This window comes from Flavobacterium frigidarium DSM 17623 (assembly GCF_000425505.1).
Classification (GTDB): Bacteria; Bacteroidota; Bacteroidia; order Flavobacteriales; family Flavobacteriaceae; genus Flavobacterium; species Flavobacterium frigidarium.
Map to the genome: position 1 here is coordinate 18,980 of NZ_AUDO01000007.1, position 24,096 is coordinate 43,075.

Consider the following 24,096-nt stretch of genomic DNA (forward strand, 5'->3'; position numbering starts at 1 on the left):
TAGTATTCGAAAAAAAAAAACACTATGGAAAAATATGCCTTATTAGGAAGATTAGAAGCTAAACCTGGAAAAGAACAAGAAGTTGCAGCATTTTTAAAAAGTGCGCTTCCAATTGCTGAAAATGAAAACGCTACCGTAAAATGGTATGGTCTACAATTTGGACCATCTTCTTTTGGAATCTTTGACACTTTCGAAACAGAAGCAGGTAGAAAAGAACATTTAGAAGGTGAAATTGCAGCCTCATTAATGAAACATGCTGGAGAATTACTATCGCAAGATCCAATAATCGAATTTGTTGAGTTGCTCGCAGTGAAATAGTATCACATCCTTATTTAAATTTAGCGATGTATTAAGCACATAACAGCTACCGTTAATTTAAATGAGCTAAAAATGATTTTTTAAAGCCAACATATATTTTTTATGTTGGCTTTAATTTTTTTATTTTAGCAATCTAAACTACATTAAATAATGACCTTATTAGAAAACATACTACATACTATTGAAGATGCATCAGTAATACCCACTGAAGTATCTCTTAATAAATACACTTCTTTAGATTTATCTGTAACTAATGAAGAGTTAAAAACAGCTTCTCTAAACAACGCAATTGATTTCGAACTTTTTATCGAAAATAAATTAGCTGAGAATAATGCAAAAGTAGCCTACGGAGGATACAATGAAGAGCGTAACTTATATAAAAGAAGTACAATCTTTAGAGATGATGCAACAGAGGAACGCAATATGCATATTGGACTTGATTTATGGATAAAAGCTGGAACCGAAATTATATGTCCGGTAGATGGCACCATTCATAGTTTTAATGACAATGCTGGTTTAGGCGATTATGGTCCTACAATTATAATGAAACACGAACTTAACAAGGAAATTTTTTATACCTTGTATGGACATTTGTCTAGAGCAAGTTTAGAAGGATTAATTATTGGAGCCACATACAAAAAAGGCCAGCAATTAGGAACCTTAGGAGATGCAGCAGTAAACGGAGACTATGCCCCTCACCTGCATTTCCAAATTATAAGCGATATACAAAAATACTCGGGCGATTATCCTGGAGTATGTAGTAAAAAAGAATTAGCTTACTACTTAGAGAATTGCCCTGATCCAAATATATTATTAAAACTTAATGCATAATCATCATGAAAAAATTTATCATCCTTCTTAGTTTAATGGTTTTAGCAAGTTGTAAAACAAATAAAATTGTAACTACTAGTTCAAGTACTAGCATTAGCGAACCAGCAAAAACAGGTATCCAGCAGTTGCCACTTACATCTGTAGATTTAGCACATAAAACCAGAGCATACGAATTAGGAAAAAGAATATTGAATACATGTAATACTTCAAAATTCAAGCCTTTTACATCAGATGAAGCAACGCAAAGTATTATCAATAACATTACTTTAGAAAAATTATCTAAGACATGTAACCGATACCGACAATCTTACGGAGACTTCAAAGATTTACAATTGGCTGAAATTTATCAAGATTACGATGATTCCACTACAGTGTTTAGATACAAAGCTTTGTACACAAAAGAAGTTGCTAATAAAGAACTACGTGTGTATATGAATAATGAAAATAAAGTATCAGGAATAAAATCAATGGATTGGGAAACCACCTTCGAACGTAAAAAATAAACAACAGTGTCAATATATTTAAAGCCAGTATAAGAAGTAACATTCTTTTACTGGCTTTTTTTGTTCCGATTAGCTTATGACAAAAAACATACCAAAGAAGGAATTTCAAAAAAATTAACTACAGCCTTTATCAGTAGTTATTGGTAAACACTAGATTCACAGTTAAAACGCTACATATAAATATTTTACGGGTATATAAATGTTAAATTTTAGCATTATATTAATAGATTTAAGATTGGATTTTAACTTAAAATTGGAACAAGCACGTTCAAGTTAACTGTACCTTTATAAAACAAAATTTAATCAGCTAGTGCTGCCACTTTAAATTGATTTACTATTTAAAGTTATTTTAAGGCTAATGCGAAATAGATTAAATTATTTATTAATTAAAATTTTACATATATATGTCTATTAAAACAACAAACCCCGCTACAAATAAGGTCGAAAAATCATTTGATGAAATGACCGATAAACAAGTTGATAATGCAATTGAATTATCAAATAAAACGTTCCAAGATTGGAAAAAAACCAGTTATAAAGAACGCGCAACCCTACTTCATAAGGTAGCAGATTTAATGCGTGAGAAGAAAACAGAATTAGCCAAATTGATTACTCTAGAGATGGGAAAAGTTATTGCCCAATCTGAAGGAGAAATTGATTTGAGCGCAAGCATATTAGATTATTATGCAGATAATGCAGAAAAATTCTTGGCAGATAAAAAATTGAGTCCTGAAGAAGGAAAAGCCTTCGTAAGAAGCAGTCCAATTGGAGTGTTATTTGGAGTAATGCCATGGAATTTCCCATTCTATCAGGTTGTGCGTTTTGCAGCTCCTAATATTATGGTAGGAAACACCATTTTATTAAAACACGCTTCAATCGTACCACAATGTGCTATTGCAATTGACGAATTATTTAAAGAAGCAGGAGCTCCTGAGGGATTATACACTAACTTGATGATTTCAGGAAAGAGAAGTACTGCCCTAGTTGATGATACAAGAATTAAAGGAGTGTCATTAACAGGTAGTGAAGGTGCAGGTGCTAGTATGGCCGCAGCTGCCGGTAAAAATTTAAAAAGATCTGTATTGGAGTTAGGAGGTAGTGATGCTTTTATCGTTCTAGCAGATGCAGATATTGATCAAACAGTTGATTTGGCTATTTTTGGTCGAATGAACAATAATGGACAAAGTTGTGTCGCTTCAAAACGATTTATCGCTGTTGAAGAAGTAGCAGATGAGTTCTTAGAAAAATTCACAGCAAAAATTAAAGCGCTGAAAGTTGGTGACCCTATGGATCCAAGTACAGATGTGGGACCATTAAGTAGTCAAGAAGCACTAGACAACATTTTAGATCAAGTTAAAAGATTTGAAGCTGCCGGTGCAAAAATTGTAGTTGGTGGAAAAAGAGCTCTAGATGAAGGTGCTTTTATGCAACCAACATTATTGACTAATTTAAATAGAGACGAAGAAACATTCAAAGAAGAATTATTTGGACCAGTTGCTTCATTCTATAAAGTTAAGAACGAACAAGAAGCTATTGACTTAGCTAATGATTCACCATTTGGTTTAGGAGGATCTATCTACACTAAAGATATCGAAAAAGCCATTAAAATTGCTGATCAAATTGATTCAGGAATGGTTTTTATTAACTCTCCTACTTGGACGCAAGCTGATTTACCATTTGGTGGGACTAAAAGATCAGGTTATGGTAGAGAGTTATCAGAACAAGGAATACACGAATTTGTAAATAAAAAATTAATACGTGTAAGCTAGTTTGTAAGGTTACTAATTTACAACTTATTAATTATTTAAAGAGCGGTAGCTGTCATTAGACAACTACCGCTCTTTTGCGTTTATTACGTTTCAAAATAGGCATCCGTAAATACTGTAACTTTTGAAAGCAATTCCATAAATAGAAAAGCCTACTGCTGTTTTATCTTTGTAAATGTAATTACTGCAGTAATAACAAGCACTAAAACAAAATAAAGATGAACTTAAAAAGAATATTTGGAGCCTTACTAACCTTACTAGGATTAGCTGCTTTAATCTATACAGCAATAGCATTTACTAATGGCTCTAGTGAAGGACAAGATGTCAAAACGATGATCGTTTATGGTATTTTAGGTTTGGTCTTTTTTAGTTCAGGAATTAGCTTAGTCAAAGCCACAAAGGATGAATCTTAAGAGGCATCAATAATTGAATAACCAAAACCATTGTGATACGCTTTTAAATTTTCGAAAAGAAAAAAAAGTCATTCGCAATTTAAATTGAAATTATATGAAATCAAGATCAATAGGAATCGCAATAATAGTTATAGGAGCAATAATGGTGTTTTACACAGGATTTAACTACGTAACTAAAGAAAAGGTAGTAGATATTGGTCCGATAGAAATCAATAAAGAAGAAAATCACCCAGTACAATGGTCCCCTATTGTAGGTGTCGCGCTTCTTGTAGGAGGCATACTATTAGTAGTTGCTGATAAAAGAAAATAAACAATAATTGAATAAATAATAGAATCTAAATAAAAAATAATATTATGAAACCACATATTGGAATAGCAGATAAAAAATTAGATAGCAGTATAACCTTATTATCAGCGGTATTAGCTGATGCAGTAACACTGTACACAAAAACAAGAAAATTTCACTGGAATGTATCAGGAGAAAGTTTTATGGAAATCCACAAATTGTTTGAAAACCAATACAAGCAATTAGAGGTTAACATTGACGAAATAGCAGAGCGCATCAATAAATTAGGTGGGAAAACTATTGGGACAATGAAAGAATTCACAGATCTAACAAGATTGAAAGAATCTCCAAATGTGTACCCGTCACAAAAAGATATGATTAAAGAATTACTTGGAGATCATGAAACAGTAATCCAACAATTAAGAAAAGATATCGATACTGCTGAAGAGGAAAATAATGATGTAGGTACAGCAGATTTTCTAACTTCATTGTTACTAGGACATGAAACAATAGCTTGGATATTAAGAAGATATTTAAGCTAGAAAAATAGCGATTTTTCTTGAGTAAGTACTATTCAGGATAATTGGTATATAAATTGGTTTTTTGGTTTGTAAAAAGGGCTGTCTTTATATAAGGCAGCCCTTTTTCGGTGCTTTTCAATATGTAAATACCATAATATAATTGAATTGAAACGTAAATAATTTAAGCTTAAAATTCAGAAATTTACATCAGCTTATAATTGCTTATTTGCAATGAAAAAGCCAAGTTTAACCTTAACAATTGTAACATGAGTTTTAAATTAAAACATAGCTTTGAATTATTAAAAACTACTTTTAAAAGTTGGAATGACAAAGATCCTTTTAGACAAAGTGCTGTAATCGCCTACTACGCTATTTTTAGCATCCCAGGATTGTTAGTACTCATAATCACTGTTGCAGGATATTTCTATGGTACGACAAATGTTAACGACAATATTATGGGACAAATATCTGATACTATTGGTCCAGATGCTGCGCAACAAGTGAGCAACATGTTAGAAAAATCAACCGCCGAAAAATCAACTGTTTGGGGTAGTATAATAGGAGTTGCAGTATTGTTATTTGGTTCAACCGCAGTATTTGTTGAATTACAGAAAACGTTCAATCAAATTTGGAAAGTAGAACTTAAAGTTCAAAAAGAGGGCATAATGGCACTTGTAAGGGCTAGATTATTTTCTTTCGGTCTTATCTTGGCGATCGCTTTTTTACTTACTATTTCGTTAGTTATTTCGACCTTGCTTTCTTCAATGGGAACGTGGTTAAAAGTATACACCCATGATTCTACAATTATTTTATATAACATCATCAACTTCGTGTTTTCGCTAGCAATTATATCTGTGTTGTTTGCTTTGATGTTTAAAATACTTCCAGATGCCAAAATAAAATGGAAACACGTGTGGATGGGCGGTATTGTTACGGGATTGCTATTTACAATCGGTAAAACACTACTGGCTTATTATTTTAGTACTTCTGATCCAGGATCAATCTACGGAGTAGCCGGATCCCTAATTTTAATTTTATTATGGGTTTCTTATTCTTCGATGATTTTATTTTTTGGCGCTGAATTTACGGCTACTTATGCTCGAAAATATTCAGGTGATATAGAACCTACAGAAATTGCAGTTGCATCGCGAGAAGATCAAAAACTTATTGAAAGCAAGACTTCGAAATAGTAAGTGAGCGTGATTTTCGAAATAGAATAAAGCGAGAAGTAATCAATTAACAGTGCAATTCTTCATAAAAACTACCACGCCGATTTTCATAATATTAGTATAATTATATGTTAATATTATAATTTAATCTCAAAGTATTGATACATAAAATAGCTGCTTCTAATCGACCTTTACATTGTGATATAAGTTAAATATTTAATTACAAAATAGACAAAGATGAATACAGAATCAGCCATAAAATTACTAAACTCTTTTATCATTATTAATAATGATAGAATCGAAAGATACAAACTTGCAGCACAAGATATAGAAAGCTATAGTTTGAAAAATGCATTTCAAAATTTCCAAAAAACGAGTCAAAAATGTAATGCAGAATTGAGTAACGAAATCATTAAGTTAGGTGGTACTCCTTTAAGCACAGAAAGCAATTTTAACGGCATCAGTAAAATGTGGTTAGCAATAAAAAATAACTTTATATACAGAGATTTAAAAAAGTTGATTACGAGTATCGAATTTAGCGAAAATGAAATAATGCAAACGTACTACACGACTATTTCAAACAATCGTGATGCGCTAAGTGAAAATCAACAATTAATGTTGAGCGAACAATACTTTTCAATAAATACAGAGCATTATGAGATCAAATCTTTGAAATCACTTTTGTAAGCTGTACTATCAATTCAAAATAAAGGAAATCTTTAATAGAACAACAATACTTAATATTCATTTTAAATAAAAGTGCTTTGACTTCAGCCATAAAAAATTATTTTAACGATGTAGGTGTCTTGTCGTTATTCATCGCGAGGTTTTTTAAGGAGTTATTCATTCCTCGATATGAATTCAAGGAATTTCTTAAACAATGTTATAAGATAGGATACAAATCAATCCCGCTAGTAGCAATTACAGGATTTATCATGGGACTGGTACTTACATTGCAGTCACGTCCTACCCTAGTCAGTTTTGGTGCCGAGTCTTGGTTGCCAGGAATGGTTGCTTTATCTTTAATTAGAGAAATAGCACCTGTTATTACAGCCTTGATATGTGCCGGAAAAATAGCTTCTGGAATTGGAGCCGAATTGGGTTCGATGAAAGTAACAGAACAAATAGACGCTATGGAAGTAGCTGCTATAAATCCATTTAAATACTTGGTTGTTACTAGAGTATTAGCCACCACTTTGATGGTTCCTTTATTAGTTGTCTTAGCTGATGTAATAGGTGTTTTTGGTGGTTATATGGGAGTGAACATCCATGGAGATATGTCTCTTTACTTATATATAACTAAGGTGTTCGACATATTAACCTTTTCTGATTTACTGCCCGCAACGATTAAAACATTCTTCTTTGGTTTCTTTATAGGAATTATAGGTTGCTATAAAGGTTTTAACGCAAACAGCGGAACAGAAAGTGTGGGAGTTGCAGCAAACTCAGCAGTAGTGACTGCTTCACTAAGCATTTTCATAATCGATATGCTAGCTGTTCAATTAACCGATTTATTATTTTAATATGGTAGCACAACAAACTCTTAACAATAGTACCGAAGATAAAAATCCGGTAATCGAAATAAATAATTTACATAAAACCTTTGGCGCAGACAACCATGTTTTAAAAGGTATTAACCTTACACTTAATAAAGGAGAGGATCTTGTCGTATTAGGAAAATCAGGTACTGGAAAATCTATTACAATTAAATGTATTGTAGGATTGATTAAAGGAGACGAAGGTGAGATCAAAGTTCTAGGACAAGACATCATGAATCTCAATACTAAGGAACTCAATAAAATCAGAGTTAAAGTAGGATTCTTATTCCAAAGCGCTGCGCTTTACGACTCCATGTCGGTTAGAGAGAATCTTGATTTTACTTTACGCCGACATAATGCAGACATTTCTGAAGAGGAAATAACTTCAGAAATTGAAGAGGTTTTAGAAAGCGTAGGATTAGCGGAAGCGATAGATAAAATGCCTTCTGAATTATCCGGTGGAATGCGAAAAAGAATTGGTTTAGCCAGAACGTTAATCTTAAAACCTGAGATTATTTTGTATGACGAACCAACAACTGGTTTAGATACGGTAACTTCAAAGGAAATTAGCGAACTGATACTTAGCATTCAAAAAGAACGCAAAACTTCCTCAATAATTATCACGCATGATATGGCCTGTGCCAAATTAACTGCAGATAGAATTTTGATCTTAAAAGAAGGAGTCGTCTATACAGAAGGTACGTACGAAGAATTAGAAAAAAGTGAAGATGAATGGGTTCGTTCATTTTTTATATAAAACATAATAAATCAAGCAATCATGAATACGCAATCAAATCATACTTGGAAATTAGGAGCTTTTGTTGTAGGAGCACTACTTGTCTTTGCAGCGACCATTTTCTTTATTGGAAAACAGCAAAACCTTTTTGGCGATACCCTACGTATACAAGCCAACTTTAAAAATGTAAGTGGATTAATAGTGGGTAATAATGTTCGATTTTCTGGAATTACCGTAGGGACTGTTGATGAAGTGCAGCTAGTTTCAGATTCTACCGTGGTCGTAGTAATGTCTATTAAAAAGGAAGTTCAAAAATTTATTAAGACAGATGCAAAAGCAAGTATAGGATCAGACGGTTTAATGGGTGACAAAGTATTGACAATCTCTCCAGGGACCCATTCGAAAAAAATGATTGCCGAAAATGGAAGAATTGGATCTGTTGCAGCTGTAGAAATGGATGAAATTATGCAAAGCGCAAAAACCACTATGGAAAACGCAAGTGTTATTACAGATGAATTAGCACAGTTTAGCTATGATATGAATAATGGTAAAGGTGCTTTATCTAAATTATTGACTGACGAATCCTTTGCAAATAGCTTAGATAAAACGATGGATAACCTGCAAGAGGGAACTAAAGGTTTGAGCGAAAATATGGAAGCAGCAAAACACAATTTTCTTTTGAGAGGCTATTTTAAAAAGAAAGAGAAGGAAAAAGAAAAGAAAAAAGAAGCTACTGAAGAAGCTAGAGAAGAAGCTGCAAAAGCACAAGCAAAAAAAGACAAAAAATAATTGACATTATAATAAATCCTAGCCCCTCACTGTATAAGTGAGGGGCTTTTTTTATGTACAGTATATTCACAAATCTTGGTTATTATATTGTAAAGTATTGCTTTAAGTCAAAATATGTAAATACCGCAACTTATGAATGTAGTATTATAACACATTACCAGTATAATGTGATGATATTTGTATTAACAAAACGATTAAAAATTCAAACCACCAATTATGAAAAAATCAATTTACACACTAGCCACTGCCCTACTTATTACTGGGACAACATTAGTTTCTTGTAAAGAAAACACCGAAAACAAGGGTGAAGAAGTTGAGGTTATTACTAATGATGAAGGCAATTCCTTGATGGTAAAAAGTGCGACTCAAAATAAAGAGTGGGAAGCATTCAAAGTTAATACAGACAGCCTTATCAATAAAAACGATATGCGCATCGCAGAGCTTAAAGTAAAAATGAATAACACGGGCAAAGCAGCGGATTCTACCTATAAGAACAAAATTGCTCAATTAGAGGAGCGAAATGCAGCGATGAAAGTCAAAATTCAAAACTATAAGGACGATAGCTCTCAAAACTGGGATTCGTTTAAAACAGAATTTAACCACGATATGAACGAGCTAGGTTCTGCTTTAAAAGACCTTACTGTCGATAATAAAAAGTAGGAACATTTTTAATTATAACAGTGATTTTGCAACGAGGTTTCGAATATCAAAATTCTTTTTTAATCGAAAATGTAAATCCCATAACTTTTGAATAAAGTTATATAACACAAGCCCTCACAAAGATCACGACCTTTGAAATATCAAAAACAAACATTAACAAACAAAATTTACAAAATGAAAAAATCAGGAAAAATAGCTTTAGCTAGCTTCGCATTAAGCTGCATCGCATTCACTAACGTTCAAGCACAAAGTACAATTTCGAGACAACCTACTTTTGGAATTAAAGGGGGAGTTAATTTCTCAACTCTTTTTAGTGATGACAATGCAAATGAAGATAATATGCTAACTGGATTTAATGCTGGTTTATTTGCGAAATTCCCAATTTCTGATCAAGTAGCTATCCAACCAGAGGTGTATTACACAACAAAAGGGGCAAAAATGACTTACGATGGTTTAATAGATGGTGAATCAAAATTTAAATTAAACTACATCGAAGTACCAGTACTTGCAGTTATTAACTTAACTGACCATTTTAATGTACACGCTGGACCTTATGCAGCATATATGGTAAGTGGAAAAATTAGTAATGATACTAACGTAGGATCTTCAGATACTGATTTAGATACAAATGACTTTAAAAGATTTGAAGCTGGAATTGCTGCAGGTGTTGGAGTTGATCTAGAAGTATTAAGCTTTGGTGTTCGTTATAACTATGGATTAACCAAAGTAGGAAAAGAAAGAACTATTGGTGCATCTACTGTAACACTTCCAGATGCTAAAAATGGTACAATCAATGCTTACGTAGGATTCGCATTAAATTAAACCAAACAATAACTAACTGAAACAGTAATAATAAAAAACAAAGAAATTATGAGCAATCTACTATATACACTAGCAGTAATCTTAATTATTTTTTGGGCAATTGGATTCTTCGCTTATAGCGCTGGAGCAATTATTCACATACTTCTAGTAATTGCAATTATCGCAATTCTATTAAGATTAATTCAAGGAAGAAGCCTATAACTAGGTGAAATTAAAACAAATCAATTAACAACAAAATATCAATATTATGAAAACAGATAAAGTATTATTAGGAGTTTTAGGTGGATTAGCTGCAGGAGCAATATTAGGAATCTTGTACGCACCAGAAAAAGGAAACAAAACAAGGTTGAAAATCAAAGATAAAAGCACTGACTATGCTGACAACCTTAAAGAGAAGTTTGACACAGCACTTGACACTATTTCAAAAAAGTATGATGATTTAAAATCAGAAACGAAAACAGCTTACGCTGATGGAAAAGAGAAAGTTAAAGACGCTGCTAAACAAGCTGAAAACGAAACAGAGCGTTACAAAGCGCAGGTATAATTTGCATAAAAAATTAAATTATGAGTAACAATGCATCATCAATAGAAGTTCTGTTAGAAAATGTACAGGACTATGTAAAAACAACTTTAAAGCTTACTAAGCTTAATGCTATTGCACAATCCTCAGATGTAATTTCATCTGTAATTTCAAAAATAGTAATTTCTATTGCTGCTGCAATGTTCATTTTGCTTCTAAGTTTTGGCCTTGCCTTCTTGATTGGAGATTTAATGGGTAATGCTTATTGGGGATTCTTTATAGTTGCTGCATTTTATTTGCTGCTAGCTGTACTAATCTATTCGTTCAAAGATCAATGGATTAAAGTACCCGTGAGTAACAAAATTATTACAAAACTTTTAAAAAATATGGAGTAATGAAAGAGTTAAATCCCACCGCCAGTCTAGATAGACAAATTATAGCCTTAAAAGAGCAGCAAAGAGAAGAGCATTTAGCGCTAAATCAACAAGTCAAAATTGTTTATGAGAGCTTCAAGCCTTCTAATTTAATCAATTCAGCAGTAAATGAAATGGTGCAAACACCTAATTTAAGAAATAACATGTTGAACAACTTGATAGGTTTATCAACAGGTTACCTTTCTAAAAGGATAATGGTAGCAGGTTCTACCAATCCTCTTAAAAAAATCTTAGGAACTGTAGCACAGTTTTTAATTACAAATGTAGTTTCTAAACATTCAGATGCTATTACCAATAAGTTTTAAGAGACTTGTACCATAAAAACAAATCAAAATCGAGAGACCTTAGTTTCTCGATTTTTTTTATGATCAAAAATTTATGAGGATTTTTGGAGAGTAGTCTGCTAAAAATAAATACATTTAGCCATATACTTAAAGTCATGAACGAAAATCAAAAAACACTTCATAAATTCTACGCTGCCTTTGCGACGAGCAATTATCAGGATATGATTTCTTGTTATCATCCTAATATAGTATTTACAGATCCCATTTTTCACACTCTTGAAGCTAAAGATGCTTTAAACATGTGGAAAATGTTGTTAGAGAAAGGTGAAGGTAAGACGGTAATTGAGTATTCTAACATTAGTGCAAACGAGAATGAAGGTACGGCAAACTGGATTGCTACCTATTTATTTTCTGCTACAAATCGAAGAGTGGTCAACCGTGTCAGAGCTAAATTTATATTTCAGGACGGACTCATTATCAAACATACTGATACATTTGATCTTTATAAATGGTCGCAACAAGCTTTTGGATTCAAAGGATACTTGATGGGATGGACTGGATTTATGAAAGAGAAAATTCATGAGAACGCTGTAGCATCTCTTGCTTCGTATTCTAAAGAGGTGTTGTAGTCAATTTGCATTTGGCTATTGATAGCTGTATTGCAAATTATCAGTGATGCATTAAATTATCTAATATGAAACAAAATTCAATACAAATCATTTAGAGGTAATACACAAGACACGCTCTAAATATCTATAAAACAACCCGATACCTTTTTTTAAGCGAAATCGCACAAAAGTAGTGTATTTGTTAGTACAGCATTAGCAACAATAAGTAATGGTTAAACCTGAGAAGTATTTTGGGATTGTGTAGCATAATTGCTACCTTGCAATGCTAAAAAAATGTTAAAATAACAGAAAATAGAGTTTTAAAATGAAAGAAGTTGTGCACAAGAAATTGAACGAATTACAAGCAACAGCAATTTGCGGTAATGATATTAGTTCTTCCTGCTTATATGTTTCGGCGTTAACAATTATGTATGCTGGTCAATATGCCTGGATATCATTATTATTTGTAGCCGTAGTTTTATTTTTATTTAGAAAAATATATGGTGAAGTTGTAGGTGCATTACCCCTTAATGGTGGTGCTTACAATGTATTACTAAATACTTCATCAAAAAGATTAGCTTCAATTGCCGCAACACTAACCGTATTATCATATATGGCGACTGCAGTAATATCAGCTTCAGAAGGAGTACATTACTTAAGTAACATTATTCCTCAAATACACCATTCATTTAGCTTATTTTATATTGATATTAGCTTTATCACCATTGCTACCGTCATTATTTTACTAATTTTCACCACGCTAGCCATCATAGGTATCGGTGAATCAGCTATTGTAGCTGTGGTGATATTTATCACACATTTATCTACGTTAACTTTATTAGTTCTAGCTTCTGTATGGTTCATTTTCATGAATGGTTTTGATGTATTCAGTGTAAACTGGAGTCTACCTATTACATCAGGGACGATAGTAAATGCTTTATTTTTAGGTTTTTCTGCAGCAATGTTAGGAATTTCTGGTTTCGAAAGTTCAGCTAACTTTGTCGAAGAGCAAGAAATAGGCGTGTTTCCTAAGACACTTCGTAATATGTGGGCAATTGTGAGCTTTTTCAATCCTGTAATTGCCTTGTTGTTGATTTGTATTATCCCATTAGCTGAAGTTGGTGAACATCAAGAATCATTACTGGCATTTTTGGGAAAGAAAACGGGCGGATCTTGGTTAGCATACCTGATTTCGATTGATGCTGTTTTAGTACTTTGTGGTGCTGTACTTACTTCATTTGTGGGAGTATCTGGATTATTAAATCGTATGACCCTAGATAGAATTTTGCCTAACTACTTTTTGAAACAAAATAAAAGAGGTTCAAATTACAGAATCATTATTAGCTTTTTAGTTTTATGCGTTTCTGTATTATTTGTTACAAAAGGGGACATTATTGCTCTTGCTGGAGTTTATACTTTCTCATTTTTAGCGGTAATGGGATTATTCGGAATCGGAAATTTACTTTTGAAATTTAAAAGAAAGAAATTACCACGACCTGAAAAAGCGAGAGGAATATCAGTTATTGTTGCAGTAGCTTTGATTGTTACCGCTTTTATAGGTAACATGAAATTGAACTTGACATCATTTTATACATTCTTACAGTATTTGGTGCCAGCATTTGGTTTTGTTGCTATAATGCTAAACCGTTCGCTGCTAATTAGATTATTGATCGAAGGTTTAGAATATTTCTATACACCTTTACGTAAGATTGTAATTTTTAGTAACCGTTATTTATTAAAAATGAACTTAAAAATAAACTCTCAAGAGTTTGTATTCTTTACTAAAGGAGATGATGTTGCCATCATTAATAAGGTAATGCAGTATGTTCAAAATAACGAAACTACTAAGAAATTAAAAATTGTAAATATCAATAAAGATCATTACGATAACGAATTATTAATCAAAGATTTAAAAGTACTTGATCGTGCTTATCCAGAGATTGATATTGAATTTATCGAATTAGAAGGTGTATTTGGGCCTGATATCATCGATGAATTGTCAACCAAATGGAATATCCCTAAGAATTTTATGTTCATTGGCTCACCTGGAGATCGATTCTCTTATCGCGTGTCTGAACTAGGTGGTGTGCGTTTAATTATGTAATAACCCGTCCTAGTAAAAGTTTAAAAATGTTTAGCTTTAGTATTCTGATAATTACAGCAGGTACTAAAGCTTTACTTTTTATATAAAAGCTGTTAGTCTTAGCAAAATCAATTTTATTTTCGAATGATAAAACAAATTAACCTTTTTAAGAACCACACTAATAAATAGTCATTTATGGAAGAACAAATACAAAGTTACCTCTACAATCCTACGGTGGGCAAGATTGTTACTTTTTTAATTGGAGTCGCCATTATTTGGATTTTGATAAATCTCTTACAAAAAAGATTGTTTACTAAAATTAAGAGTAACGATAACAGATACAAGGCAAAAAAAATAAGTAGTTTTATAGGTTATGTATTAACCATCATCTTTTTAACTATCGTTTTCAGTGACAAATTAGGCGGTTTCACGGTTGCACTTGGTGTTGCTGGTGCAGGAATAGCCTTTGCATTGCAAGAAGTAATCGCATCCTTTGCAGGTTGGCTAGCCATCATGTTTGGTGGTTTTTACAACACTGGAGATCGTGTACAATTAGGCGGAATCAAAGGTGATGTCATGGATATAGGTGTTTTGCGAACAACCATTATGGAAACGGGTCAATGGGTTGATGGCGATTTATATAACGGTCGCATTGTACTTATTGCCAACAGCTACGTTTTTAAAGAGCCTGTCTTTAATTACTCGGGAGATTTTCCTTTTTTATGGGACGAAATTAAAATTCCAATCCAGTATGGGAGCAATTATGAGATAGCGCAAGAAATTATCATGAATGCTGGAGATTCCATCGCCGAAGAACTCACCGAAGCATCAAAGCAGCAATGGCACAGTTTACAAAATAAATACCGTTTAGAAGAAGCACAAACTGAACCTATGGTTTCGCTTGTAGCAAATGATAATTGGGCCGAATATACTTTGCGTTATGTAGTGGGCTACAAAAAAAGACGTGTAACTAAGACTATCTTGTTTACTAAAATCATGAAAGACATCGAAGCTACAAACGGAAAAGTAAGCATGGCTTCAGCAACGTTTCAGCTTGTTCAAGCACCCGACTTTAACATTAATATTAAAAAATAATACATGGATTTCTTTCACCTTTTTTCGATTCTTATCGTACTATCAGCAGGATTTGCTTATATCAATTTTCGTTTTTTGAGATTACCTAATGCTATCGGTTTAATGTTTGTATCGCTACTTTTTTCTTTAGTAGTACTTGTTTTAGGACACTACTTTCCCGCTTTTAAAGAAAGTATCGCACAACAAATGGAAAGCATCAATTTTAGTGAATTATTACTAGAGGGAATGCTAAGTTTCATGCTTTTTGCCGGAGCAATTCATATAAAATTTAAGGATTTAAATAACGAGAAGCTAAGTATCCTACTATTCTCAACAATAAGTGTCCTGATAAGCACATTTGTAATAGGTTTTGTTAGTTTCTATTTACTTAATTTTATGGGTATCAAAGTTGATTTGATTCACGCTATGCTTTTTGGAGCACTGATCTCCCCTACTGACCCTATTGCCGTTTTAAGCATTTTAAAAACAGCAGGAGTAACCAAATCACTAGAAACTAAGATTGCTGGAGAATCACTTTTTAATGACGGTGTAGCAGTAGTTGTCTTTATAACAATTCTAAAACTCGCTAAACCGGGTACCGATTTTGACATTCAAAAAATAGCCATGCTTTTTGGACAAGAAGCTATAGGTGGTATTGTTCTAGGACTAGCAATAGGATATATAGGTTTTAAACTAATCGCAAGTATAAACAATTACCAAGTAGAAGTTTTAATCACTCTAGCCATAGTAATGGGTGGATATACTTTAGCGCATTATACACATGTTTCAGGGCCATTAGCCATGGTAGTTGCCGGTTTGATTACAGGTAATCAAGGAAGGCGTTTGGGGATGTCTGATGTGACTGCTGAATACGTAGATAAATTCTGGGAGTTAATTGACGAAATTTTAAATGCCGTTCTATTTGTCTTAATAGGTTTAGAATTACTAATAATACAAACTAGTCAAAAAGTACTTTTTGCTGCAGTAATATTACTATTTGTCACATTAATTACAAGATATATCTCTGTTTATATTCCTTCAATTGCAGTTCGATTGAAAGAAAAAATTACTCAAAAAACAATTCTAATTCTTACTTGGGGTGGTTTACGAGGTGGTATCTCAATCGCACTTGCTCTATCAATCGCTCCAGAATACAACAAAGATGTTTGGGTAACTATTACGTATGTAATCGTTTGTTTTTCTATCCTAGTTCAAGGAATGACTATTGGTAAATTTGCAAAAAAAATGCAGTAGTACACTACTTTAGTTTTAGATAAAAAATACAAAAAAGCGCTTTTTACTAGTATGTAAAAAGCGCTTTTTTATGCAATTTAATTTCAGGTTTATCGAGCATCAATCAAGTTAAATCGTAGCAAAATCAAAGTCCCAATTCACCTTTTCATTGTACCACAATTGTCCCTGAGAAACCGTTAATGGGCAATCAAAATTATTAGTGTAAAGTGCTCCAGTCCCTAAACCTTGAGGCATCGTATTTTGCTTTAAAAATGTCCATTGTGCGATGGCATTTAATCCTATATTACTTTCTAATGCTGAGGTGATCCACCATCCAATCCCATGCTTTTCAGCTAGCGAAATCCATTCGTCTGTTCCTTTAAAACCTCCTATAAAATTAGGCTTTAAAATGATGTATTGTGGCTTCACTTTTAGCAATAGCGCTTCCTTATCTTCGTAATTAAAGACTCCAATCAACTCTTCATCTAAAGCAATTGGCAAAGGCGTCATTTTACACAACTCTGCCATACTGTCAGTCTGATTTTTTTGAATAGGTTGCTCGATACTATGTAATTCAAAACCAGATAGTTGTGATAATTTATTTAAAGCTTCATTTAAACCAAAAGCGCCATTGGCATCTACTCTGATTTCAACTTTTTCTGGGCTAAAATTCTCTCTAATAAATCGCAAAAGCTCCAATTCTTTATCGAAATCAATGGCACCAATTTTCAATTTTATACAGTGGAAGCCCTGCGCTAGTTTTTCTTCGATTTGGTGCTTCATATATTCGGGTTCACCCATCCAAACCAAACCGTTGATCACTATCGATTTTTCATTGCTTGTAAAAGCTGACGGAAACAGTAAAAAAGGCGTTTCACTAGCAAGAGATTTGAATGCCATTTCGACTCCAAATTGTATCGATGGAAACTCGATTAAAGCATCCCAAAGTTGGCTTTCGCCCAAATGAATATTATCACAAGTCCATTGTAATTTCGCCTCATAATCTTCTCGATCATCAACGCTTAAACCACGTAAAATTCCGCACTCTCCTACTCCTTTTTTGCCCTCATTTTCCAGAACAATAAACCAAGTTTCTTTTTGAGTTAAAACACCTCTTGAAGTTCCTGACGGTCTTTTAAAATCAAGGATATATTTATGATATGTTGCTTTCATTTTCTGCTGTCTTTGTTTTACTTTTTTTTCAATAATTTCAATTAAGAAATCGTGATTTTTAGATAAAGTCCATTTTTTAGATTCATCATAATTACTATTAGAATTGAGCAAATAGTAAATATCTTTCTATTAATTTCCTACTTCATCAATTTTAATATTTTTTCAAAATCTTCAGAAGGCAAACCCAATTTTTTGAAAAGCTCAAAGTCTGCTTTTGTTTTTTCTACCCAACTAATCGTATCACTTATATTTTGATTGAAATATTCTTTGTACAAATTTCTAGCCGATCTAAAATCGTTGTTTAACAAATAAGCGTGAGCCAAATTAAGTTTAATAGCTAAATCCGTGTCGTCCAAACTTTCCCCTTCTTTCAAAAATTTAATCGCTTTTACATACTGCTTGGTCACAATCAGATCAAATCCAATTGCACTAAAATCAGCCACAGTCGCCTTGTTATCATTAATGATCAAGTTATACTGCGCTATAGCATTGCTATAATCGGCCTTTTTTTCAAAAACTGAAGCCTTAGTCCGGTACCCATCAATTAATGCCTTAGAACCGCCCGTTTCCTCAAAACAGATTGCTCCAAAATCTTTATAATTTTTTGCTTGTTCAATTGCTAGTAATTTTTGAAACTCTTGATACTTAAATTTCTTTTGTATTTTCTCCTCTACGCAGATACAAAAGTCATCTGAATCTGCCATTCTTCTAGCTAAGGCAGATGTTTTACACTGATTGATTACGGTCTTTCTATTTTCAAGAGTCCAACCTCTATTTAATTTTGAATCAATCCATGGCACAATTTCGAGAACAATTTTTTGCTTCATGATCCAGTTCGAACTTTGAAACCCAAAATAGAGTCCGTTTTTAAGACCTTGGACACAAAGTGACTTCTCAATCGACAATCGCTTTGCTTCTTTACTTAAAGCTGTATTTTGAACAAAACAAGCTTGATCAGTTTTTCCCGTCTTTAAATATGTTGCTGCCACATCACTTGCAGTAAAAATGGCGTACTTACATTTGTCCTGACCAGAAATTTTAGACATTAAAAAAACAGCTCCTGCAGAACCTTGACTAATTCCTGTGGGATCTGGAATTGCTTTTAGCAGCGAGACTAAACTAGTTGCCAGCTGTTGATTATCATCTAAAAGTGTGATTCTATAAATCAACTCTGTGGTTCCTATTGGGAAATCGTCTGCTTTAAAAACCACACGCTCGCCGGCAGAAACAATTAATTCTTGAGTGATAGCTCTGTCTTTGTCCCAATAACCGTCTTGCTGAGCCTGAACTTTTGGACAAAATATACTAATCAATACTATTGCAATTATCTTTTTCACGTACACCTCTTGTTTACAATTAATACTAGCCCAGATGGAAGTAGAAATCCTTTATTATATCTCGCTGATAAGCGGGAGACAATAAAGATTGCAACGTACAGCTGGAAATAGCTCCTAAAAAATTAAAGACCACTATTGTTTAAACATAAAATACCATTAAGAAAGACTAAAAAGCCTGTTTTCTTAATGGTATTTTAAGGAATATTACAACTCGATACTTGTTCCGATTTCAAGCAAAGTCAATTCTTTTCCTGCATTTGAGAATTTCTCAACAGCCTCTTTATGATCGATCTCGATGTAACCAAAAGTATCGTAGTGATATCCTAAAACCTTATTACACGCAACAAAATTTGAAGCTATAATCGCATCTTCGATATCCATAGTGAAGTTGTCTCCAACAGGAAGGATGGCCAAATCTAATTTGGTTCTCATAGGAATCAATTGCATGTCCATTGTCAAAGCCGTATCTCCAGCGATGTATATGTTTTTATGCGCAGTTTCTACGACAAATCCTCCTGGGTTACCACCGTAAGCACCATCAGGGAATGAACTTGAATGAATTGCATTTACATATTTTACTTTACCAAAGTCAAATTTCCAGCTACCGCCGTGGTTCATTGGGTGTGCCGTCAAACCTTTTGTACCGTAGTAACCAGCAATTTCAGCATTAGAGACAATCGTTGCGCCAGTTCTTTTAGCAATTGCTTCGACATCACCTACGTGATCTCCGTGAGCGTGAGTTACCAAAATATAATCGGCTTTTAAAGTCTCGATATTAATATGTGCTGCTTTTGGGTTTCCTGTAATAAATGGATCCACAAGAATATTTTTGCCTCCTACTTCGATACCTAGAGAAGCGTGTCCGTAAAATGTGATTTTCATCGTTTGAAATTTAAAAAAATTAATAATTATCTTCCACCAAGAAAGGTGTTCACAACAACATCAGAAAAAAAGTAAATCATACTCAGCGCTAGTAATATTGATAGCGCAAAGGTACTTAAAGCTAATTTTTTTAATTCTGGGTCTAATGCTCTTTTTTCTTGATTTTTATATACGTTGACTAAGTGTTTAGTTAAAGGGAAATAAGCCAGTAAAAACAAGTATTGATCTATTTGGAAATTGCTAATAACTGCGAAGATTAACACCAAAACCATTGCAGTAATCACCAATGCAAAATGGTATTTTTTAGCATTTTCCGATCCCATTTTTACCACTAATGTATTTTTACCCACTGCTTTATCAGAATCTTCATCGCGCATGTTGTTCAAATTTAAAACTCCCACGCTCAGTAAACCAATTGCTGCAGCTGGTAAGAAAAGTTCAAAATCCAACTCTTGAGAATATAAAAAATTAACTCCTAGAGTACTTACAAGTCCGAAAAATACAAATACAAATATATCTCCAAATCCTTTATACCCATAAGCTGAACTCCCCACAGTATAACGAATAGCCGATGCAATTGCAACGATTCCTAATATCAAGAAGAATAGCGAGTAGAATAAATTAGTATCAGCAAATGCGTAGTAAATCAATAACATCGCAGAAAGCAACGTGAGCAACGAAGTAATTATAATTGCACGTTTCATTTGTGCAGGTGTTATCACACCACTTTGAATGGCGCGCATAGGGCCTACTCGATTAGCATTGTCGGTCCCTTTTACTCCATCGCCATAATCGTTAGCAAAATTGGATAGCACTTGTAATCCCAAAGTTGTTAAAATAGCAAACCCAAAGATTTTCCAGTTAAAAACCTCAGTTGGCGTCAATATATCTGCTGTAGGGTGTGCTAGCGCATAGATGCTTCCTACGATAATACCAGAAACTGATAATGGTAATGTTCGTAATCGCGCAGCTTCAATCCAATGTTTCATTTTAATTTATTTAATTTATTATCTGTCTTATTGTTATAAATGGCTTTAGAGTGCACTAAAGTAATGCTCTAAAATTTGTTTTATCTTGATCTAGATTATCTTAATACTATTTTTTAAAATCTTGATACTTTTCTCTTTTTCGAAAGAAAAAATTACATCCAGTTGCTATTTGAAATCTCAATTTTGTACAACCAAAGGTTTACGTAATCTTTAATCTTTGCGTAATCTCCTAACTGAAAAGACAAATCTCCTCCAGCAGTGTGAATTGTAACAGAACCAATATTGGCTTTTTTATGCCAAAATAATTGCGATGTTGTAATTGCCTGAATTTTCAGAGGTTCAATAATACTATTATCAACATCCCAAGCACCGCTTTGCTTAATGATAAAATCATCTGAAACATAAAGTCTGTTGTTTCTAAATCCAAAAACTAGAATTAGCAATAAAAACAAGCTATAAATTACCATCACATATTTATAGTCGAACACCTCCGGATCTACATAATAAGCAAAGCTCCAGAAAGCAGTGCATGGTAAAAAGATGAATAGGAAGAGAGAGAAAACTAACTTTCTGTAATTTGGTTTTAACATTAGCCCTTTTTCTGGTGCTTTATCAAACAACATTTTTAGAACGGCTTCCTTCTCAACTTCGTTACAACCCGGAATTTCGATTAAAGCCTTTTTTTCTTGTTTTACTCCACTGCTTGCCTGCTTGATTTTAAGCTCCAGTATGTTCATCTTCTTCTGGAAATAATTGCGAGTAATTGTCACAATTTGAACTCTTTCTGGTTTTATTATAGTACTCTTAGTGCTAAGCAAACCAAATGATAATAGTAAATTATCATGCTGCTTTTTTATTTGATAATCAAAATATTTGAAAATTACGCGAACAAGATTAACGACTAAAATAAGGACGATTACTATAAAAACCAATGCCGCAATATCTGAACTTCTAGTAAAAAAATGATCTAAATTTTTATTCTGCTTGTCTAAATCTTGCTCAGAGAAAATGTGTTTTCCGTTTTCATAGATTGTTGTAAAAAAAGCTAAAATTAGCGTAAATGTTTTTACATAGTTAGAAGTGATTCCAACTTTAAACAAGCTTCTAAAACTGATTTTCAAAAACAGTTGAGACTCACTTTCCATGCTAGATTCATCAACTAGAATATCCTCATCTGCCACAGTTGTACCAAGAAAATCTTTCTGCTGAGATTTTACTTCCAGCAATCTTGCTTTTAAGGCTAAAGCCAATTTGTGATCGACAGCTTTTATCTCGCCTTCCTTAGCATCGCTTCCTGCCGTATCAACATTTACTTCATAGACATTAATAAGTCTTTGCAATAAAGATTGATTAATGTTTACTTGCTGGATTTTATCCAACTGAATAATTGTTTTGGTCTTATTGAAAATTCCTTCTTGAATAATAAATTCTCTATTTTCATCATCAAGATAAAAAGTAAAATTTCTATATTTTAAATAAGCAATTAATACCGTTAAAAAAAGTACTACTGCAATAGCTGCATATCCGTATTGTTTAAATTCGGAGTCGTATTTAACAACAAACACTAGAAATAAAGGTCCCAAACCCCTAAGCATTTTTTGCAGTGTATTGAAAAACATAATTAAAACCCCAATAGCTGATTGCCTTTGCGGTAGGCTAAATTGTGGCTCCATTACAATTTCTTTTGAATTTTACCCATCAATAATTGCTTGATATCCTCTGCTTGCTCTAAAGCAATTCCCGGAATCGCTATATCACTTGAGCTACCTCCAGCTGTAAAAATATCTATTCGAGCCAAACCAAAAATTCTTGCTACAAAGCCTTCATGTAAGGCAACATGTTGCACTCTATTGTAAGGAATTACGATAGTATTTGTGGCGATTATTCCATGTTGATATATTACATCGTGCTCCCTAAAAGCGTAGGCTTTCTTGCGTAAGCTTATAAAAGAAAGTGTTACAAATACAGCAAAAAAAACAGCAAAACCAATCAACAATTGCGTGGAAAAAACTAGCAACTCTGGATTGAAATATAAAACTGCTCCAAGACCTGAACCGAAAATCAAAAAAGTAATAAGAATTGTAATTCCTACCACTGTAGTGTACTTAGGATCTAAGTGCGTTAGCGATACAGTCTCATATTTTGGAAGCGCTGCTATATCAATTACTTCATTTGTAAAATTCTCCATTGCTTTTATTTGGTTTTCAAGAAAAGTAAAAGTTTAAAGAATTTATACTCTTTAAACTTTTACAAACTGATTTATTATTATGGCAACCATTTTTTTTCAAAATTTGGCTTGCGTTTTTCCAAGAATGCATTTCTACCTTCTTTAGCCTCTTCGGTCATGTAAGCAAGACGCGTTGCTTCTCCAGCAAATACTTGTTGCCCTACCATACCGTCATCAGTAAGATTCATTGCAAATTTCAGCATTTTGATAGCCATAGGCGATTTCCCAAGGATTTCTTGAGCCCATTCATAAGCAGTATCTTCTAATTCTGCATGAGGAATCACTGCATTCACCATTCCCATATCCATAGCTTCTTGAGCTGAATAATTGCGACCTAAAAAGAAAATCTCTCTTGCTTTCTTTTGACCCACCATTTTAGCCAAGTAAGCTGATCCATAACCACCATCAAAGCTAGTCACATCAGCATCTGTTTGCTTGAATATTGCATGCTCTTTACTTGCAAGAGTCATATCACATACAACATGTAAACTATGTCCTCCACCTACAGCCCATCCAGGAACCACCGCAATAACAACCTTAGGCATAAAACGAATTAATCGCTGCACTTCTAATATATTTAAGCGGTGTTGCCCATCTTCTCCCACATATCCCTGATGCCCGCGTGCGTTCTGATCTCCACCACTACAAAAAGAATAAACTCCGTCCTTAGATGAAGGTCCTTCTGCTGAAAGCAAAACAACTCCTATCGAAGTATCTTCTTGAGCGTCATAAAAAGCTTGGTATAATTCGGCTGTTGTTTTAGGCCTGAAAGCATTGCGCACATCAGGTCTATTGAACGCAATTCGTGCCACACCATTACACTTTTTATACGTTATATCTTCAAATTCTCTAGCAGTTATCCAATCCATAGTATGAGTTTTTAATTTAATAGTGTAAAAA

Annotated in this window: 29 protein-coding genes; 22 read left to right on the forward strand and 7 right to left on the reverse strand. The window is 33.4% G+C overall.

What is annotated here, in order from left to right; genetic code table 11:
- Positions 1–24 precede the first annotated feature (24 nt).
- From H603_RS0103885 to H603_RS0103985, 22 genes are all read left to right on the forward strand, one after another.
- Positions 25–318: a putative quinol monooxygenase gene (locus H603_RS0103885; RefSeq protein ID WP_026707348.1), complete on the forward strand. Its 294-nt coding sequence runs from the start codon at positions 25–27 to the stop codon at positions 316–318.
- Positions 319–468: 150 nt separating this feature from the next.
- Positions 469–1,149 carry a peptidoglycan DD-metalloendopeptidase family protein gene (locus tag H603_RS0103890; protein WP_026707349.1) on the forward strand — a complete coding sequence of 227 codons (681 nt, stop codon included), beginning with the start codon at positions 469–471 and terminating at the stop codon, positions 1,147–1,149.
- Positions 1,150–1,154: 5 nt separating this feature from the next.
- Entirely contained in the window at positions 1,155–1,652 is a 498-nt protein-coding gene (locus H603_RS0103895) for a hypothetical protein (protein ID WP_026707350.1), read from the forward strand.
- A 404-nt stretch (positions 1,653–2,056) separates the two neighbouring features.
- On the forward strand, positions 2,057–3,421 hold the full coding sequence (locus tag H603_RS0103900) for an NAD-dependent succinate-semialdehyde dehydrogenase (RefSeq protein WP_026707351.1): 1,365 nt from the start codon (positions 2,057–2,059) through the stop codon (positions 3,419–3,421).
- Positions 3,422–3,636: 215 nt separating this feature from the next.
- Positions 3,637–3,831 carry a hypothetical protein gene (locus tag H603_RS0103905; protein WP_026707352.1) on the forward strand — a complete coding sequence of 65 codons (195 nt, stop codon included), beginning with the start codon at positions 3,637–3,639 and terminating at the stop codon, positions 3,829–3,831.
- 94 nt (positions 3,832–3,925) lie between these two features.
- A complete protein-coding gene (locus tag H603_RS0103910; protein ID WP_026707353.1) occupies positions 3,926–4,141 on the forward strand; it encodes a hypothetical protein in 216 nt (71 codons plus the stop codon).
- Positions 4,142–4,185: 44 nt separating this feature from the next.
- Positions 4,186–4,659: a Dps family protein gene (locus H603_RS0103915; protein ID WP_026707354.1), complete on the forward strand. Its 474-nt coding sequence runs from the start codon at positions 4,186–4,188 to the stop codon at positions 4,657–4,659.
- Positions 4,660–4,904: 245 nt separating this feature from the next.
- Entirely contained in the window at positions 4,905–5,828 is a 924-nt protein-coding gene (locus H603_RS0103920) for a YihY/virulence factor BrkB family protein (protein WP_026707355.1), read from the forward strand.
- Positions 5,829–6,044: 216 nt separating this feature from the next.
- Positions 6,045–6,494: a PA2169 family four-helix-bundle protein gene (locus H603_RS0103925; RefSeq protein ID WP_026707356.1), complete on the forward strand. Its 450-nt coding sequence runs from the start codon at positions 6,045–6,047 to the stop codon at positions 6,492–6,494.
- 77 nt (positions 6,495–6,571) lie between these two features.
- The gene (locus H603_RS0103930) at positions 6,572–7,330 is read left to right on the forward strand and encodes an MlaE family ABC transporter permease (protein WP_026707357.1); all 759 of its coding nucleotides are present in this window, start codon (positions 6,572–6,574) and stop codon (positions 7,328–7,330) included.
- A 1-nt stretch (position 7,331) separates the two neighbouring features.
- The gene (locus tag H603_RS0103935; protein WP_026707358.1) at positions 7,332–8,102 is read left to right on the forward strand and encodes an ABC transporter ATP-binding protein; all 771 of its coding nucleotides are present in this window, start codon (positions 7,332–7,334) and stop codon (positions 8,100–8,102) included.
- A gap of 21 nt (positions 8,103–8,123) precedes the next feature.
- The gene (locus tag H603_RS16420) at positions 8,124–8,870 is read left to right on the forward strand and encodes an MlaD family protein (protein ID WP_035675386.1); all 747 of its coding nucleotides are present in this window, start codon (positions 8,124–8,126) and stop codon (positions 8,868–8,870) included.
- A gap of 216 nt (positions 8,871–9,086) precedes the next feature.
- Positions 9,087–9,530, forward strand: coding sequence for a sll1863 family stress response protein (locus tag H603_RS0103945; RefSeq protein WP_026707359.1), 444 nt, complete (start codon positions 9,087–9,089; stop codon positions 9,528–9,530).
- 174 nt (positions 9,531–9,704) lie between these two features.
- Positions 9,705–10,352: a porin family protein gene (locus H603_RS0103950; protein WP_157510394.1), complete on the forward strand. Its 648-nt coding sequence runs from the start codon at positions 9,705–9,707 to the stop codon at positions 10,350–10,352.
- A 48-nt stretch (positions 10,353–10,400) separates the two neighbouring features.
- The gene (locus H603_RS17420) at positions 10,401–10,553 is read left to right on the forward strand and encodes a lmo0937 family membrane protein (RefSeq protein WP_157510395.1); all 153 of its coding nucleotides are present in this window, start codon (positions 10,401–10,403) and stop codon (positions 10,551–10,553) included.
- Positions 10,554–10,599: 46 nt separating this feature from the next.
- The gene (locus tag H603_RS0103955; protein WP_026707361.1) at positions 10,600–10,896 is read left to right on the forward strand and encodes a YtxH domain-containing protein; all 297 of its coding nucleotides are present in this window, start codon (positions 10,600–10,602) and stop codon (positions 10,894–10,896) included.
- A 20-nt stretch (positions 10,897–10,916) separates the two neighbouring features.
- Positions 10,917–11,267: a phage holin family protein gene (locus H603_RS0103960; RefSeq protein ID WP_026707362.1), complete on the forward strand. Its 351-nt coding sequence runs from the start codon at positions 10,917–10,919 to the stop codon at positions 11,265–11,267.
- A complete protein-coding gene (locus H603_RS0103965; RefSeq protein ID WP_026707363.1) occupies positions 11,267–11,611 on the forward strand; it encodes a hypothetical protein in 345 nt (114 codons plus the stop codon). Before H603_RS0103960 ends, H603_RS0103965 begins: the two co-directional genes overlap by 1 nt.
- A 134-nt stretch (positions 11,612–11,745) precedes the next feature.
- Positions 11,746–12,219: a nuclear transport factor 2 family protein gene (locus H603_RS0103970; RefSeq protein ID WP_026707364.1), complete on the forward strand. Its 474-nt coding sequence runs from the start codon at positions 11,746–11,748 to the stop codon at positions 12,217–12,219.
- A gap of 304 nt (positions 12,220–12,523) precedes the next feature.
- A complete protein-coding gene (locus H603_RS0103975; protein WP_026707365.1) occupies positions 12,524–14,302 on the forward strand; it encodes an APC family permease in 1,779 nt (592 codons plus the stop codon).
- Between the two features lie 174 nt (positions 14,303–14,476).
- Positions 14,477–15,376 carry a mechanosensitive ion channel family protein gene (locus H603_RS0103980; protein WP_026707366.1) on the forward strand — a complete coding sequence of 300 codons (900 nt, stop codon included), beginning with the start codon at positions 14,477–14,479 and terminating at the stop codon, positions 15,374–15,376.
- A gap of 3 nt (positions 15,377–15,379) precedes the next feature.
- On the forward strand, positions 15,380–16,609 hold the full coding sequence (locus tag H603_RS0103985) for a cation:proton antiporter (RefSeq protein WP_026707367.1): 1,230 nt from the start codon (positions 15,380–15,382) through the stop codon (positions 16,607–16,609).
- 108 nt (positions 16,610–16,717) lie between these two features.
- Here the strand turns inward: H603_RS0103985 and menC are convergent, their stop codons facing one another.
- The 7 genes from menC to H603_RS0104020 all read right to left on the reverse strand — a co-directional run bounded on the left by menC (position 16,718) and on the right by H603_RS0104020 (position 24,065).
- Positions 16,718–17,761, reverse strand: coding sequence for an o-succinylbenzoate synthase (gene menC / locus H603_RS0103990; RefSeq protein ID WP_026707368.1), 1,044 nt, complete (start codon positions 17,759–17,761; stop codon positions 16,718–16,720).
- Positions 17,762–17,898: 137 nt separating this feature from the next.
- On the reverse strand, positions 17,899–19,098 hold the full coding sequence (locus H603_RS0103995; RefSeq protein ID WP_084157713.1) for a tetratricopeptide repeat protein: 1,200 nt from the start codon (positions 19,096–19,098) through the stop codon (positions 17,899–17,901).
- Between the two features lie 204 nt (positions 19,099–19,302).
- Positions 19,303–19,980, reverse strand: a complete 678-nt coding sequence (locus H603_RS0104000) for a metal-dependent hydrolase (protein ID WP_026707370.1) — start codon at positions 19,978–19,980, stop codon at positions 19,303–19,305.
- A 26-nt stretch (positions 19,981–20,006) separates the two neighbouring features.
- Positions 20,007–20,969 carry a 1,4-dihydroxy-2-naphthoate octaprenyltransferase gene (gene menA / locus H603_RS0104005; protein WP_026707371.1) on the reverse strand — a complete coding sequence of 321 codons (963 nt, stop codon included), beginning with the start codon at positions 20,967–20,969 and terminating at the stop codon, positions 20,007–20,009.
- 152 nt (positions 20,970–21,121) lie between these two features.
- Positions 21,122–22,642, reverse strand: coding sequence for a PH domain-containing protein (locus H603_RS0104010; RefSeq protein WP_026707372.1), 1,521 nt, complete (start codon positions 22,640–22,642; stop codon positions 21,122–21,124).
- Positions 22,642–23,157: a PH domain-containing protein gene (locus H603_RS0104015; protein WP_026707373.1), complete on the reverse strand. Its 516-nt coding sequence runs from the start codon at positions 23,155–23,157 to the stop codon at positions 22,642–22,644. Before H603_RS0104015 ends, H603_RS0104010 begins: the two co-directional genes overlap by 1 nt.
- Before the next feature lie 77 nt (positions 23,158–23,234).
- Positions 23,235–24,065, reverse strand: a complete 831-nt coding sequence (locus tag H603_RS0104020; protein ID WP_026707374.1) for a 1,4-dihydroxy-2-naphthoyl-CoA synthase — start codon at positions 24,063–24,065, stop codon at positions 23,235–23,237.
- Between the last annotated feature and the right edge of the window lie 31 nt (positions 24,066–24,096).